Source organism: Lachnotalea sp. AF33-28, from assembly GCF_003477885.1.
Taxonomy (GTDB): domain Bacteria; phylum Bacillota; class Clostridia; order Lachnospirales; family Lachnospiraceae; genus AF33-28.
Genome location: NZ_QUEE01000005.1, coordinates 156,936 through 171,699, shown reverse-complemented (window position 1 = coordinate 171,699; position 14,764 = coordinate 156,936). Strand labels below are relative to the sequence as shown.

Here is a 14,764-nt window from a genome sequence, read left to right as displayed (position 1 = left end):
AATGGAGGATGTAATATGAAATCTCTTGAAGAGTTAAAAGCAATCAGAGAAAAAATGCAGAACCAGGTAGGCCTGCGTTCCGAAGGTGAAGAGCAGACCCGCGTGGTTGTGGGCATGGCTACCTGCGGCATTGCAAGCGGCGCAAGACCGGTTCTCACCGCTCTGTCCGATGCGGTTATGCAGAAGGGTTTAAAGCATGTGACGGTTACGCAGACCGGCTGCATCGGCCTCTGCCAGTATGAGCCCATCGTCGAAATTATGGAACCTGGCAAGGAAAAGGTTACCTATGTGAAGATGACCCCTGAAAAGGCTATGGAAGTGGTGGATCAGCACCTGATCCGCGGCACCGTTGTCGATAAATACACATTAAATTCAGTAGATATCAAATAATTGAGGAGGAACCCCAGATGTATCGTTCACACGTATTAGTTTGCGGCGGAACAGGATGTACTTCCTCCGGAAGCCAGCAGATTATCGAAGCATTAAAAGATGAAATTGAGAAAAACGGCTTAAGCAAGGAAGTCGCGGTTGTCCAGACAGGCTGCCACGGTCTCTGCGCATTGGGACCGATCATGATCGTGTATCCGGACGCCGTATTCTATTCCATGGTTAAGGTGGAGGATGTTCCTGAAATCGTTTCCGAGCACCTGTTAAAAGGCCGTGTGGTAACCCGTCTCGTATATGATGAAACGGTGACTCCTGCCGGCATCAAGTCCCTGTCGGACACCAACTTCTATAAAAAGCAGCACAGAATCGCCCTTAGAAACTGCGGCGTGATCAACCCCGAAGTGATCGATGAATACATCGGCACCGGCGGCTATCAGGCTCTGGGCAAGGTTCTCACCGAGATGACTCCCGATGAGGTGATCCAGACCATCATGGACAGCGGGCTCCGCGGAAGAGGGGGTGGCGGCTTCTCCACCGGCCTCAAGTGGAAACTGGCGAAGGGCAACGATGCGGATCAGAAGTATGTCTGCTGTAACGCCGATGAAGGCGATCCGGGCGCATTCATGGACCGTTCCGTTCTGGAAGGCGATCCTCACGCGCTGCTGGAGGCTATGACCATCGCGGGTTACGCCATCGGCGCATCCCAGGGTTACATATATGTGCGTGCGGAATACCCGATCGCGGTAGAGCGTCTGAAGATCGCCATCGCGCAGGCGAGGGAATACGAACTGCTGGGCGACGATATCTTCGGCACAGGCTTTAAGTTTGATATCGACTTAAGACTGGGCGCAGGTGCGTTTGTCTGCGGAGAGGAAACCGCTCTGATGACCTCCATCGAAGGCCAGAGAGGCGAGCCCAGACCGCGTCCGCCGTTCCCGGCTCAAAAAGGCCTGTTCGGCAAGCCCACCATCTTAAACAACGTGGAGACCTATGCCAACATCCCGCAGATCATCTTAAACGGCCCGGAATGGTTTGCTTCCATGGGTACCGAGAAGTCGAAAGGCACCAAGGTATTCGCGCTGGGCGGCAAGATCCATAACACCGGTCTGGTGGAGATCCCCATGGGAACCACGCTCCGTGAGGTAATCGAAGAGATCGGCGGGGGCATCCCTAACGGCAAGAAGTTCAAGGCGGCACAGACCGGCGGTCCTTCCGGCGGATGTATCCCGGCTGAACATTTCGATATTCCGATCGACTATGACAACCTGATCAGCATCGGTTCCATGATGGGTTCCGGCGGACTGATCGTATTGGATGAAGACGACTGTATGGTGGATATCGCCAAGTTCTTCCTGGAGTTTACGGTGGAAGAGTCTTGCGGTAAATGTACCCCCTGCCGCGTAGGTACCAAGCGTCTGCTGGAGATCCTGACCAAGATCACCAAAGGCCAGGGCACCATGGAAGATCTGGACAAACTGGAAGAGCTCTGCTATTACATCAAAGACAATTCCCTCTGCGGTCTGGGACAGACGGCTCCGAACCCCGTTCTCTCCACTCTGCGCTATTTCAGAGACGAGTATGAGGCTCATATCAAGGAGAAGAGATGTCCTGCCGGCGTATGTAAGGCGCTTCTCTCCTACAACATCGATCCTGACAAATGTAAGGGCTGTACCTTATGTGCAAGGACCTGCCCGAACAACGCCATTGAAGGCACGGTTAAGAATCCTCATGTCATCAATCAGGATAAGTGTATCAAGTGCGGCGCTTGTATGGAGAAATGTAAGTTTGGCGCTATTTACAAAAAGTAATGGAGGAATTCTAAAATGGAGAATATTACAATCAAAATAAATGGAATGGAAGTCAGCGCTCCAAAGGGCTCAACCATTCTTGAAGCCGCCAGATTAGCGCACATTGAAATCCCGACCCTCTGCTTTTTAAAGGAGATCAATGAGATCGGCGCATGCCGTATCTGCGTGGTGGAAGTCAAGGGCGCGAGGAGCCTGGTTGCGTCCTGCGTATATCCGATCAATCCCGGCATGGAAGTATGGACCAACACCCCCAAAGTGCTGGAATCCAGACGCAAAACACTGCAGCTGATCCTGTCCAACCATGAAAGGAAATGCCTTTCCTGCGTAAGAAGCGGCAACTGTGAGCTGCAGAAGCTCTGCAAGGAGCTGGGCGTTACGGATGAGGACAGATACGAAGGTGCTAAGACGCCGTCTACTATCGATGACAGCGCGGTTCATATGATCCGTGACAACAGCAAATGTATCCTCTGCAGACGCTGCGTGGCGGTATGTGAGAAGGTACAGGGCATCGGCGTGATCGGCGCGAACCAGCGCGGTTTCAACACCGAGATCGGTTCCGCGTTTGAGATGGGCCTGGGCGAGACCAGCTGCGTATCCTGCGGCCAGTGTATCGCGGTATGTCCTACCGGCGCGCTTAGAGAGAAAGACAGCACGGACGCCGTATTCGCGGCCATCGCTGATCCTTCCAAGCATGTGATCGTACAGACGGCTCCCGCTGTCCGCGCGGCTCTGGGCGAGGCATTCGGCTATCCGATCGGAACCAATGTGGAAGGCAAGATGGTAGCGGCTCTGCGCAGGCTGGGCTTTGACAAGGTATTTGACACAGATTTCAGCGCCGACCTCACGATCATGGAAGAGGCGCATGAATTTATCGAGAGGGTGCAGAACGGCGGCGTGCTTCCGATGATCACCTCCTGTTCTCCGGGATGGATCAAGTACTGCGAGCATTATTTCCCCGATATGACGGAGAACCTGTCCTCCTGCAAATCTCCTCAGCAGATGTTCGGAGCCATCGCCAAATCCTACTATGCGGAGAAGGCCGGCATCGACCCGAAGGATATCGTATCCGTCAGCGTTATGCCCTGTACAGCGAAGAAGTTCGAGATCGGAAGGGACGACCAGGATGCCAACGGTGTTCCGGATGTGGATTTTGCGCTGACCACCAGAGAGCTGGCGCGCATGATCGAGCGCGTAGGCTTAAAGTTCACCGAGCTGCCTGACGAAGAATACGATGCGCCTTTAGGCCTGTCCACCGGCGCTGCGGTCATCTTCGGCGCTACCGGCGGAGTCATGGAAGCCGCTCTTAGAACCGCAGTGGAGACCCTGACCGGCGAAGAGCTGGCGGCGCTGGACTTCACAGAGGTCCGCGGCGTGGAAGGCGTAAAGGAAGCCACCTACAGCGTAGCCGGCATGGATGTGAAGGTTGCGGTTGCATCCGGACTTGGCAACGCCAGAACCCTGTTGAATAAGGTGAAATCCGGCGAAGCCAATTATCACTTCATCGAGATCATGGGATGCCCCGGCGGCTGCGTAAACGGCGGCGGACAGCCCCAGCAGCCAGGCAGTGTGCGCAACACCGTGGATATCCGCGCACTTCGCGCCAAGGTGCTCTATGATGAGGATGCAGGAAAGCCTATCCGCAAGTCCCACGAGAACCCGGCCATCAAGGAGCTCTACGCTTCCTACCTGGGCGAGCCCGGCAGCGAGAAGGCACATCATTTGCTGCACACCACTTATGTGAAGAGAAAGATTAACGAGATCTGATAAGAATATAACTCGCAGGATTTTCCGACTGCGGCGGGCCGCTTTAGCGGCGTAATACCTTTCCGCCGCAGTGCGGTCCCTGCAGAGTATTTCTAATTCATAGGTTGCTCTATCCTATGAATTAAAAAAGGCAGGGGGCTGCCGCCTGAACGGTTTAAAACCGGAAAGGCGGCAGCCTCCTGCTTGTTTTTGTTGTTATCATCTCGCCGCTGGTGAGAGACTGTCAAGAAATTATGCGCTAATCTCTTTAATTCTGTTCATAAACCAACCTCACTTCCTTAATGGGCTTCAGAAACTGCGAAGCGTCAATATACAGATTCTTCAAAATGGGAACCAGATCAATATATTCCTCCTCCGGATCCTGATTGTGCCGATATTTCGCCATAACCACCATATACCCATTGTCCCAGTCCTTTACGGAGGTAAAATACTCCAGCGAGTAAGGACCGCGAAAGCGGACAATCCTGCGTCCGTATTGGAACTTAATCATATCCTTATCATTGCTCAGATAAGCTTTTTCAGTGTCCATTTAGCACCTCCAGTAATCTTTCCATACTGCCTCTAATGATCTATGCACGCCAGTCATGCCCTTCAATTTCCGCAGTCAGTGCCTCTCCAAAAATATCAATATTATATCCTACCTCTATCAATATTACAATTCATGTTTCCGAACAATATGGCACGCTTTGGTTACTGTTCACAGTTACTGAAAAGTTCCCGCGTATGAGAGGGCAGGGTGTGAACAGTAACACGCTTTGTAACAACGCACTGCCCGCCGTTTTGTTGTGCCGCATACATTTCAAGGCCGGTTCCCTTCCAGCCGCCGCCAAGCGATACCGAACTGCTTTTTGAAGCACCGCGCAAAATACTTTGCATCGGTAAACCCGCTGGCAAACGCCGCCTGTTCCAGGCTCCTGCCGCCTCCGCACAGCATCAGAAGCGCCCGGTGCATCCGGTATCCCATAAGGTAATGGTTTACCGTCATCGACGTTTCTTTTTTAAACTGGGAACACAGATAATAATAATTAAGGTATACGCTGCCGGCGATCCTGTCCACGGTCAGCTCCGGCTCACCGTAATTTTCATTTATATAGTCCATCGCGCGTCTCACAGAGTCCGATAAACTGTTTTTCTTTATCAGCAGGATGCTGTAGCGCATGATATCCGTCACATAGCTTCTGATCTGCTGTGCATCCTCTAAGCAGTACAGCATCCGATTTGCCGCCTCGGAACCGCCGCGTTCCCCGTACAGCACACACTTCTGCCGCCTGACGGCATCCAGTATGATTTTGACAATCTCGACAGAGGTCAGCAGACAGCTTTCATGATCTCCCTTATCCCCCAGATCCTCCTCATAGATTCGCGCCAACAGCGCCAGCGCATTCTCCCTGCTGCCGCGCTGCACGGCCACCAGCAGTTCGGCTCTGCGGGACGCGGTCAGATACTGTCCGCAGGCCGCCGCGCGCAGATGGCTGTTTTCCGTTTTTTCCTTTCTGCGCTCCCGTATCTTAGCGGCCGCCGCATCCAGCACGTCCGCAAGCTCCGCCTCCTGGACGGGCTTGAGTATATAACCCAGCACCCCCAGGCGGATCGCCTCCTTGGCATAGGAAAACTCACTGTAGCCGGAGATGATGATAAAGACGGGATTATCCGCCATTCTTCCCGCTTTTTCTATGAATTCCAGGCCGCCCAGAAACGGCATATTGATATCCACCAACACTATGTCAGGCTTAAGCAGGCCGATTTTCTCCAGAGCCTCCTCCCCGTTTCTCGCCTCGCCGCAGATCCGGCAGCCATGCTCCTGCCAAGGAAAGGAGCTCTTCATCGCTTCCCGAAAGAAATATTCATCATCCGCTATCAGAACATCCATCATACGCCATCCTCCTCCCATTCACACAGAGGGATCCTGATCATCACCGCGGTAAATCTCCCCGGTATGCTCTCGATCTGCATCCGATACTGATCCGCATACAGCAGCTTAAGTCTTTGCGCGATATTTCCCAGGCCGAAAGAATCCCCGCTGGTGGATTTCCCGGACTCCAGGCTGTCCTGAATCTCCTTCAGGCGCGCGGGCTCAATGCCTTTCCCCGTATCGCACACCGTGATGATCAGGCTTTGTTCCCGGATACAGCCTTCGATGGAGATCAGACCTCTGCTCCGGCTTTCCTTGATGCCGTGATAGATCGCATTTTCTACTAACGGCTGTATGGTTAGTTTGGGGATGCGGTACGGATATGTTTCCGGATCAAATTCGATCCGGTAATCCATATATTCCACATACCTTAATCCCTGCAGCTTCAGATAGCTCTCTGTCAGCTGTATCTCCTCGTCAACCGTGATGATCTCCCTTCCCCTGCTTAGGGACAGGCGGTAAAAATCCACAAGGCTCCGCAGGGCTGTCAGAGCCTCCCTGCTCATCCCCAGCTTGATAAAGGAGGAGACCGTCTCCATCGTATTATACAGAAAATGAGGGTTGATCTGGGCCTGAAGCAGCTTATATTCATTTTTCTGTTTCAGCCTCTGTTCCCGGCAGAACGCCTTTCTGGATTCCTCCAGGCTGTCCATCAGCGCGTTAAACTCATCCGCCAGCAGACCCATCTCTCCGCCGATATTGCCCGGAACCCTGGCGTCTGTCTGGTTATCCTCGATTTCATTCATCGTGTTCAGCAGCTGGTATACCGGCCTGGTGACGGTCCGGGCCACCAGCCAGGACACCGTCATGATCATGACCAGGGCCGCCGCCAGGATCATGAGCAGGAGGAACCGCATCCTCCCCTGTTCCGCGGCCAGATCGGTCAGCTCCGTCACGCAGAAAAGCCTCCACCCCGGCCGGCTCTCCATGGATGAATACAGCACGGGGACCCTGCCGGCCGCATTCACCAGATCGCCATCCTCAATGCAGATCCGGTACTGTTCTTCTGTCATGCCCAGCACCTCACAGAGATCCCGGTTCAGAGTGTTCTTATCCGAAGCGGATATAATCCTGCCATCATTATCCGCAAGATAATAGCTGCTCCTGTTATTCAGGCTGGCCTTATCCTCATAAGCGGCCGAAAAGAAGGATTCCCCCACAAATAGGGTGACCACACCCAGCGCCTGCCCCGTATTCTTATCCCGTATCAGTTTGGATACCGGAAATACATAATCCTTTTCGTTATAGGGGCTGCTGTAGGTCAGAAGCGACAGCGGATTCCACACCGGTTTCTGCCGCTGGCGTGCCCGTTCCAGATCCTCCGGCCGGATGATGCCGCGGACCGATTCTTCCGGAATGTCATAGCCGCTGTATACCACGTCATCACCGATGAAAACCGCCATGCCGGAGGCGATGGTCGTGGGATTGATGATATCGCTGCCCGCTTCCGCCAGACCGGCCCACAGCCTGGCCCTGTAATACCGTTTGTCCGTATCCTCCACCTCCAGATACTCCCGCATCTCCTCCTGCAGCCCCCTGGATTGGGAAATCACACGGGCATAGTCCTCAGCTGTCCGGGCGATGGTCTCAATGTTGCGCGCCATGTTGTCCAGCATCTTCCGGTAGTCGTCCTCAATCCGGCTGACCATGGTGTTATAGAAGACCGCGGTGCAGACAAACCACAAAAATGCCAGCACTGCGGCAGCCACCGCAGCGTTGGCAAGAAATATCTTATTCTTCAGGGACAGGTGCCCCGCTTTTGTCCCCATAGGAATCCCCCCTCATACAGTTCCGGTTATCCGGCAGGCGCCTGCTTCTTAGCATGCTCTGTCCCGGAATAGTTCCGGCAACTTTATTATAGGCCGTCTTAGGAGTGTATGGAATCTTTATTTACCGGTAATATTTTCCTCTCGGGCAGCACCCGGAGATCAGTCTATGTTCCTATCCCGCTCCCAAGCACTTCCCGCACCACATCAAAAGGGACTTCATCCGGGGCCACACCGGTTCTGGCAGCAGCTGCGGCTAAGACTCCGGCGGCTTCGCCGATTTTTAGTATATTGCCGCCGGTCCGGTAACTGGCATGGGCGTAGAAATCTCCGCTGATCAGCCGGCCGGCCAGCACAAGCCCGCGCACATCCGCGGCGATCAGCGCTCTTAGCGGAATCTGATAGGGTTTTACACAGACTCCCCCGTCATCCCAGGAACCGCTTCCTGTTTTGCCGCTTACGTGAATATCCACGTTAAACGTCACATCGCAGATCCCGTCCTCAAACGTGCGCCCCGATATCAGATCTTCCCTTGTGACTGTATAATTCCCCCTGATCCGTCTGCCCTCCCGCACGCCGATCGCATCCGCAGTATGGGCGATGATCGCGGATTCCCAGCGCTTATCCGCGGCCGCCAGTTTATGCAGTGCTCCCAGCACTTCCGCCCTGGCTCGTATGACCGCGTCCGTAATCTGCCGTGCATCATCGCAGGGTACCTGATACTCATGGTTTAAGCTCACTGAGAACAGATCGCCTTTCAGATGCGTCAGCACCGGCATGGAATAGGACAGGCGTATCCCGCAGGATGCGAACAGTTCCTGAAAGTGCCGCTGCGCTTCTCCGGGGCAGCTCTCGTAATTCAGACAGAAGGGCCGCACATCCCGGACGGAAAGTCCGCATACCAGGGCGATCATGCTCATGGGCTGCATCCTCCCGGTTCCCTCTTCACCCATAAAGAAGGAGCAGCCCGCCATGGCGGCCGCGTCCCCGTCACCGGTTGCATCTACGATCACCGGTGCGAGAAAAGCCTGTCTTCTGCTCTTGGATTCTGTGATCACCCCTTTTACCGCCGGCACACCGCCCCCCTGCGGCACCTCAGTGATCACTCCCGCAAGCATCGTATGATAGAGCAGTGACACTCCCGCCTCCACGGCCATCTGTTCCATAACACATTTCATATCCTCCGGGCAGAAGGAATAATCGCCATGCTGCCGGCAGTAAAGGCTTCCCAGGGAGCAAATGCCGTCGGTGAGCCTGTCCAGCAGTCCCGATTTATTTTCCACATCCATCAGCCAGGTCATCAGGGAACCGGTCCAGGTCCCTCCCAAAGAGCCCTGGCGTTCCAGCAGCAGCACCGACGCCCCGTTTTCGGCCGCCCTCACCGCAGCAGCGGTTCCCGCCGGTCCGCCGCCGCAGACAATCACATCGTATCTTCCGGCCACGGGTGTCCGGCGCCGGGGCTCATCAATAAATATCTCTGCTTTATCCCTGTCCGTCATTTGCTGATCCTCCCCTGCATATTTGGTATCCGCATGCATCCCATGCGCCGATTTACTTGAGCACAGCCCCCGCCGTCAGCGCATTTTCAATCTGTTTGTTTCCCAAACAGTAGATCAGCACGGAAGGCAGGCTGGTCATTACGACGGCCGCCCCGATCAGTCCCCAGTGGGAGACCCCGACCGAAAGGAAAAAGCTCTGCAGCGCCACCGGGATGGGCCTTAATTTCTCCGTATTGCCCAGCACCTGCGCAATGGCAAATTCATTCCAGATGGATATGAAGATGAATACGCCTCTCGTCAGCACCGCAGGCTTGATCACCCGGAGAATAATCTTAAAAAACGCCTGGTACACATTGCAGCCGTCTATGGCCGCGGCCTCTTCCAGTTCCCCCGGCAGCGTAGCCAGAAATGCGCTGATCATAAGCACCGTGGAGGCCAGCTGAAATGCCGAATAAGGCAGGATCAGGCTTAGCCGGCTTCCTTTCAGCCCCATCTTCATCACCATCATATAGAGCGGGATCATCACCACCTGTATCGGGATCACCAGGCCGACGGACATATAAAACATTGCCTGCCTGGAGAACCGGAATTTCATCCTGGTGATGCAGTAAGCGAGCATGCTGCCAAACAGCAGCGTGATCAGACAGGTGCCGAAGGTATAGATCACGCTGTTTAAGGAATATTTCAGTATGTCCAGACTGGCCAGGGCTTCGCCGAAATTGGTGAATACCCACTCCTTCGGCAGGCCGAAGGGGTTGACGTAAAACTCGCTTTTTCCCTTCAGTGAAGTGAGCACCATCCAGAACATCGGGTATAAGAAGCCGATCCCGGCAGCAATCAGTAACAGTTTCAGCCATAATTTCTGTTTCAATATTGTATCGGCTCCCTTGCAATAGATTTGTTGATGATCAGTGAGACGATCATGCATTCCACGATAAAAATCACCGCTATGGCACAGCCCTCCCCGAACTGTGACATGCTAAACGCCTTATAATACATCTGATACAGCACGCTGCGCGAGGCATCCCCTGGCCCTCCCGCCGTCATGACCAGGATATGGGCATACATTCCCATGGAGCCCAGCGTGGATACGATCACCACATACTTGATGATGTCCTTAAGCAGCGGTATCGTGATGCGCACGCTCGCTCTGAAAAATCCCGCGCCGTCCACCACCGCGGCTTCATAATACTGTTCCGGTATGGCCTTAATGCCCGCATAGAACAGGATGCAGTTCAGCCCGATATACTGCCATAAAAATGCCGCCGCAACGCAGGCAACCACGGTATCCGGATTTGTCAGCCAGCTCTGTGCAAGCCCTTCCAGCCCGATCCCGCGAAGGGCCGAATTGATCATACCCCAGTCCGGATCGTAGATGCCGGTCCACATTTTGCCGATCACCGTCACCGACAGCACTGAAGGAAACAGCGCTCCAAATTTAAACACTGCCCGCACTCGGGGGGATGTCCGGTCCAGCATAAGCGCCAGCAGCAGCGAAATGGGAAGAGCGATGAACAGAGAGCATCCGACAATAAAATATGTATTCCTGTGCGCCTTCCAAAATACGGAGGACTGCAGCAGGTTCTTATAATTATCCCATCCGACCCACCCAGTGGACTCCGCCCCGTTGTGGGACTGAAAGCTGATCAGCAGCTGGGGGATCATAGGGAACACCACAAATACGGTAAACAGGGCAAGCCCCGGAAATGCGAATAAAAACACTGCTCTTTTGGTAAAAAATCTGTTCATAAACTATCCCTTCCGCAGCCGTTTACATTACTGTTTCTGAAACCAAGTATTTGCTTTCCAGATTGGATTAAAATCCTCTGAGAACTGTTGTGCCGTATAATCCCCTGCCAGCAGCAGATTGGTGTAGGTAGAAAACTCCGCCATCACCGCCGAATCCATCGCATTCAGATGAAGCGGTTTTAAATACAGTTCCGCATTGCTGTACATCTCCATCCGCTCTTTTTCCAGCTCGCTGGTGATCGGAGCCGCATTGTCGGTCTTAAAGTTCAGTGACGATCCTTTCTCTGCATGGCGCAGCGCTTCCTGCTTTGTACAGTATTCGGCGATCTGTACGGCCAGATCCAGATGCTCACTCTTGGCGTTTACCGCCCATCCGTTGAGCGTCGATCCCCAGATCTGTATCGCCTGTCCGGTCTTAACTTCCGGATTCGAAGACGGCCACATAAATACTCCCGTATCCTGTGCTGCCTCCAGCTCACCATAGCTCCAGGACATGGTCGCGATCATCGCTGTCTTGCCCTCCGTATACAGCGCGCAGTGTGTGCTGAAATCAATATTGGCAACGCCTTCCGGGAAGCACCCCATATTCAGCATGTCTTCAATCTTTTTCAGAGCTCCTATCACCCGCTCATCGGTGAAATCAATCTCATTGCTAAGGAGGGCCTGGGCCGCCGCCGGATCCTCATTCATGAGGATTGTGAAAAACAGGAAGTTTCTGACGCTCCATCCGGTGGTTCCCGTAATGGAAATCGGCGTGACTCCATTATCGATCAGTGTCTGACACACCTCGAGCAGCTCATCATAGGTCTGCGGCACTTCCAGATTGTACTGCTTAAAGATCTCCTTGTTGTAATAAACGGCGGGCGTATAAAATGCATCGATTCCCGAAGAGATTGCATAGATGCCGCCGTCCGAGTAATACAGCGCATCGGGATTTACGTAGTTATCAATAAACCCGTCCTTTGTGATATAATCCGCCATATTCAGCTGATTTCCGGCATTGATGATGGCGGTGGCGCTGGCCGCATCGCTGTACCAGACATCCGGCAGATCTCCGGTGGCGCTGTAGGTCTTCAGCAGGTTGGTCAGATCCCCCGTTCCCTCCCATTCAATTTCCACGTTGGGGAACTTTTCGGCCAGATTCTTTTTAATGTAGTTATCCATGATGTCATTCTGTACCTCATCCCCATTGAGATAGACCCCGCGCAGCTTGACTTTTTCCCCCGATACGGCCGCGTCTGTTTCGGCCTGTGTGCCCGCGCCGCCTGTCTGTGCCTGCGTCCCCGCATCTGCAGCGGAAGTCCCTCCGGGGCTGTCCTTACCGGAACACGCCGCCAGTCCGCACATCAGAAAGATTGCTGTAACGATGCCGATCCATGTTTTCTTCATCCCATATCCTCCTCGTAGTAACTGTATTCAGCTCATCGGCCGACGGCCAATGACCTGTAGTGTGCTTTTATTATAATATATATTTTTTTGACTTTGGGACAGGATTGTTGGGGGTTGGAGTAAAATTGTGAGGTTTCCTGCCGTCCGGACTGTCACAGCGAACGTTACCATGCGCTGCTTTACCTTTACCGGTTCTATGGACAGTAACCAGCGAAATCGGAACCGCCTGCATTTTCAATATTTTTATTGTTCTTTTTTTGATTTGCTGTTACACTGTTTTTAACACCTGTTAAATCAGAAAAGTAAAGGAGACAGCAATGAAATCAAAACATTTAATCGTTGTCAGTGTAGACGCGCTGGTTTTTGAAGATTTGGAATATGCCAAAACGCTCCCCATGTTTGGAAAGATTTTACGGGAGGGTTCTATGGTAGAGCGTGTAAAAACTATTTACCCTTCTCTTACACATCCCGTTCACGCATCTCTGCTTACCGGATGTCCGGCCGGTGTGACGGGAATCGTTTCCAATACCCATTTTACACCGGGCAATCTGGAATCCCCCTGGTATAACCGTTTGGAAGAAATCAGATGTGAAACCATTTTCCACGCCGCAAAAAGGGCCGGACTTAGCACCGCATCCTGCAGATGGCCGGTCACTGCAAATGGCGGAGACTGTATTGATTATCTGGTTCCGGAAGTTTTGCCTGCCGATATGGCCGGCCATGAAGATAATCCGATTCAGGCTTACATCAATACCGGCACCAGTGAATGTCTGCTGGATATTGTCACGGAAGCGCTAAAACGGTACGGACACGGCAATGATCATCCGGCATATGATGAATTTCAGATATACTGCGCCGCCGAAATCTTCCGCCGCTTTCGGCCCAATCTGTTATTTACACATCCGGGCTATGTAGACCACATGCGCCATAACACGGGGTTATTCAATGAACGGGTGAATGCGTCTATCAAAGAAACGGACCGGTGGATTTCCATGCTCTGGAATGCGGCAGCGGAAACAGGATTGGAAAATGACACGGATATTATCATTTTAAGTGATCACGGCCAGCTGGGAATCAGCCGTACTGTATGTCCGAATGTATTCTTAAGGGATGCCGGATATATTCAGGCCGATGAACAGGATCATCTTGTGAGCTGGGATGCCTATGCTTTAAGCTGCGGTTTATCCGCACAGGTTTATCTATCCCATCCCGAAGATTCTGCGCTTTACAATAGCGTAAGAGATTCATTGGAAAAAATGGCCGCAAAAAAGGACTGGGGAACTGAACGTGTATTTACCAGGGAGGAAGTAAAAGAGCTGTATGGCTTAGATGGCGGCTTTTCCTTCGTCTTAGAAAGTGATGGGGTCACTTCTTACAGTGACGAATGGGCTGGCCCGGCACTCCGTGAATTAGATACCTCTGACTACCGTTTTGGACATGCCACACACGGACACATGCCCGAGAAGGGCCCGCAGCCAACAATGTTTGCTATGGGTCCCTCCGTCAGGAAGGGGGTAATTGTTCCGCAGGGACACATTTTGGACCATGCCGCGACATTTGCTAAGATTTTAGGGATTGACTTTCCGCAGGCACAGGGGAAAGCGGCTGAATTTGTATAAAAGCGGGATACTCCGCCTGCGGCGGGTCGCTTTAGCGACATCATCCCGTTCCACCGCAGTGCGCTCCTGCCCGGAGGGAATGAGGATCCATGTGTATTTTCTGAATGAAGTGGCAAATTGGTGCTGGACATGGTAAAATCAAACCAAAAGTGACAACGATATTGTTTTATATAATATACAGGAGGCAAGAAATGATTTTATCCGATAAAACAATTATGAAAATGATACAAGAAAAAACATTGTCTATTACACCTTTAGAAAAGGAGCAAATACAGCCTGCAAGTGTTGACATTCGTCTTGGGGATACATTCAGTATTGTTGAAGATTCATCTACAGGTATAATTACGCTTGAAAACGAAATTAAATATAAAACAATTAGAGCAGATACTTATATCCTATTACCTAATCAATTTGTGCTTGCTACTACTATGGAATATATTAATTTACCTAATGACTTGACAGCTTTTGTAGAGGGCAGAAGTTCCCTGGGAAGAATGGGATTATTTATTCAAAATGCTGGTTGGGTTGATCCCGGTTTTAAAGGCGAAATCACACTCGAATTATATAATGCAAATCGTTGTGCTATTAAATTAAAAGCTGGACGCAGGATTGGGCAACTGGTTTTTGCTCAAATGGACGATACCGCATTAAATCCATATAACGGCAAATATCAAGGACAAAAAAGTGCAACAGGTTCAAGAGTCTTTATGGATAATGAAATAGTGAAACCGAATCGCAAGGCGCCTATCACTTAACTTGACGCTTTTTTGACGTCCGTGCATACAAAAGGGAAATATAAAGAGATACGGCGGGATTTAAGCAAAAGCAGCGAAAAGCCTCATTCTACAAGGGTTTCTCTGTTTTCTTATAA

The 14,764-nt window shown here is 52.2% G+C and carries 12 protein-coding genes; 5 read left to right on the top strand and 7 right to left on the bottom strand.

Annotation, left to right across the window (positions count from 1 at the left end):
* The first annotated feature begins 15 nt into the window (after positions 1-15).
* Genes DWZ56_RS09055 through DWZ56_RS09045 form a run of 3 tightly spaced genes read left to right on the top strand, consistent with a single transcriptional unit; the run spans position 16 to position 3,959 of the window.
* A complete protein-coding gene (locus tag DWZ56_RS09055; RefSeq protein WP_118556222.1) occupies positions 16-390 on the top strand; it encodes a (2Fe-2S) ferredoxin domain-containing protein in 375 nt (124 codons plus the stop codon).
* A gap of 17 nt (positions 391-407) precedes the next feature.
* Complete coding sequence (gene nuoF / locus DWZ56_RS09050; protein WP_118556220.1) at positions 408-2,195, top strand: NADH-quinone oxidoreductase subunit NuoF; 1,788 nt, start codon at positions 408-410, stop codon at positions 2,193-2,195.
* Between the two features lie 15 nt (positions 2,196-2,210).
* Positions 2,211-3,959, top strand: a complete 1,749-nt coding sequence (locus tag DWZ56_RS09045; RefSeq protein ID WP_118556218.1) for an NADH-dependent [FeFe] hydrogenase, group A6 — start codon at positions 2,211-2,213, stop codon at positions 3,957-3,959.
* 247 nt (positions 3,960-4,206) lie between these two features.
* Here the strand turns inward: DWZ56_RS09045 and DWZ56_RS09040 are convergent, their stop codons facing one another.
* The 7 genes from DWZ56_RS09040 to DWZ56_RS09010 form a co-directional block, all read right to left on the bottom strand.
* Entirely contained in the window at positions 4,207-4,488 is a 282-nt protein-coding gene (locus DWZ56_RS09040) for a DUF7724 family protein (protein WP_118556216.1), read from the bottom strand.
* Between the two features lie 270 nt (positions 4,489-4,758).
* Positions 4,759-5,832, bottom strand: a complete 1,074-nt coding sequence (locus tag DWZ56_RS09035) for a response regulator (protein ID WP_158584513.1) — start codon at positions 5,830-5,832, stop codon at positions 4,759-4,761.
* Complete coding sequence (locus tag DWZ56_RS09030; RefSeq protein WP_118556212.1) at positions 5,829-7,640, bottom strand: cache domain-containing sensor histidine kinase; 1,812 nt, start codon at positions 7,638-7,640, stop codon at positions 5,829-5,831. The genes DWZ56_RS09035 and DWZ56_RS09030 overlap by 4 nt, the downstream gene beginning before the upstream one ends.
* 164 nt (positions 7,641-7,804) lie before the next feature.
* Positions 7,805-9,136 (bottom strand): FAD-dependent oxidoreductase, encoded by a 1,332-nt coding sequence (locus tag DWZ56_RS09025; RefSeq protein WP_158584512.1) that lies wholly within the window; start codon positions 9,134-9,136, stop codon positions 7,805-7,807.
* A gap of 52 nt (positions 9,137-9,188) precedes the next feature.
* The gene (locus tag DWZ56_RS09020; protein ID WP_118556208.1) at positions 9,189-10,007 is read right to left on the bottom strand and encodes a carbohydrate ABC transporter permease; all 819 of its coding nucleotides are present in this window, start codon (positions 10,005-10,007) and stop codon (positions 9,189-9,191) included.
* The gene (locus DWZ56_RS09015; RefSeq protein ID WP_118556206.1) at positions 10,004-10,885 is read right to left on the bottom strand and encodes a carbohydrate ABC transporter permease; all 882 of its coding nucleotides are present in this window, start codon (positions 10,883-10,885) and stop codon (positions 10,004-10,006) included. The genes DWZ56_RS09020 and DWZ56_RS09015 overlap by 4 nt, the downstream gene beginning before the upstream one ends.
* Before the next feature lie 27 nt (positions 10,886-10,912).
* Positions 10,913-12,274: an ABC transporter substrate-binding protein gene (locus tag DWZ56_RS09010; RefSeq protein WP_118556204.1), complete on the bottom strand. Its 1,362-nt coding sequence runs from the start codon at positions 12,272-12,274 to the stop codon at positions 10,913-10,915.
* Between the two features lie 317 nt (positions 12,275-12,591).
* Here DWZ56_RS09010 and DWZ56_RS09005 point away from each other — a divergent pair, with 317 nt between their 5' ends.
* Positions 12,592-13,893 carry an alkaline phosphatase family protein gene (locus tag DWZ56_RS09005; protein WP_118556202.1) on the top strand — a complete coding sequence of 434 codons (1,302 nt, stop codon included), beginning with the start codon at positions 12,592-12,594 and terminating at the stop codon, positions 13,891-13,893.
* Between the two features lie 191 nt (positions 13,894-14,084).
* Entirely contained in the window at positions 14,085-14,648 is a 564-nt protein-coding gene (gene dcd / locus DWZ56_RS09000) for a dCTP deaminase (protein ID WP_118556200.1), read from the top strand.
* The last annotated feature ends 116 nt before the right edge of the window (positions 14,649-14,764 follow it).

Coding starts and splice junctions, on each gene's coding strand:
- DWZ56_RS09055 (WP_118556222.1), top strand. CDS start 16: ATGAAATCTCTTGAAGAGTTAAAAGCAATCAGAGAAAAAATGCAGAAC.
- nuoF (WP_118556220.1), top strand. CDS start 408: ATGTATCGTTCACACGTATTAGTTTGCGGCGGAACAGGATGTACTTCC.
- DWZ56_RS09045 (WP_118556218.1), top strand. CDS start 2,211: ATGGAGAATATTACAATCAAAATAAATGGAATGGAAGTCAGCGCTCCA.
- DWZ56_RS09040 (WP_118556216.1), bottom strand. CDS start 4,488: ATGGACACTGAAAAAGCTTATCTGAGCAATGATAAGGATATGATTAAG.
- DWZ56_RS09035 (WP_158584513.1), bottom strand. CDS start 5,832: ATGATGGATGTTCTGATAGCGGATGATGAATATTTCTTTCGGGAAGCG.
- DWZ56_RS09030 (WP_118556212.1), bottom strand. CDS start 7,640: ATGGGGACAAAAGCGGGGCACCTGTCCCTGAAGAATAAGATATTTCTT.
- DWZ56_RS09025 (WP_158584512.1), bottom strand. CDS start 9,136: ATGACGGACAGGGATAAAGCAGAGATATTTATTGATGAGCCCCGGCGC.
- DWZ56_RS09015 (WP_118556206.1), bottom strand. CDS start 10,885: ATGAACAGATTTTTTACCAAAAGAGCAGTGTTTTTATTCGCATTTCCG.
- DWZ56_RS09010 (WP_118556204.1), bottom strand. CDS start 12,274: ATGAAGAAAACATGGATCGGCATCGTTACAGCAATCTTTCTGATGTGC.
- DWZ56_RS09005 (WP_118556202.1), top strand. CDS start 12,592: ATGAAATCAAAACATTTAATCGTTGTCAGTGTAGACGCGCTGGTTTTT.
- dcd (WP_118556200.1), top strand. CDS start 14,085: ATGATTTTATCCGATAAAACAATTATGAAAATGATACAAGAAAAAACA.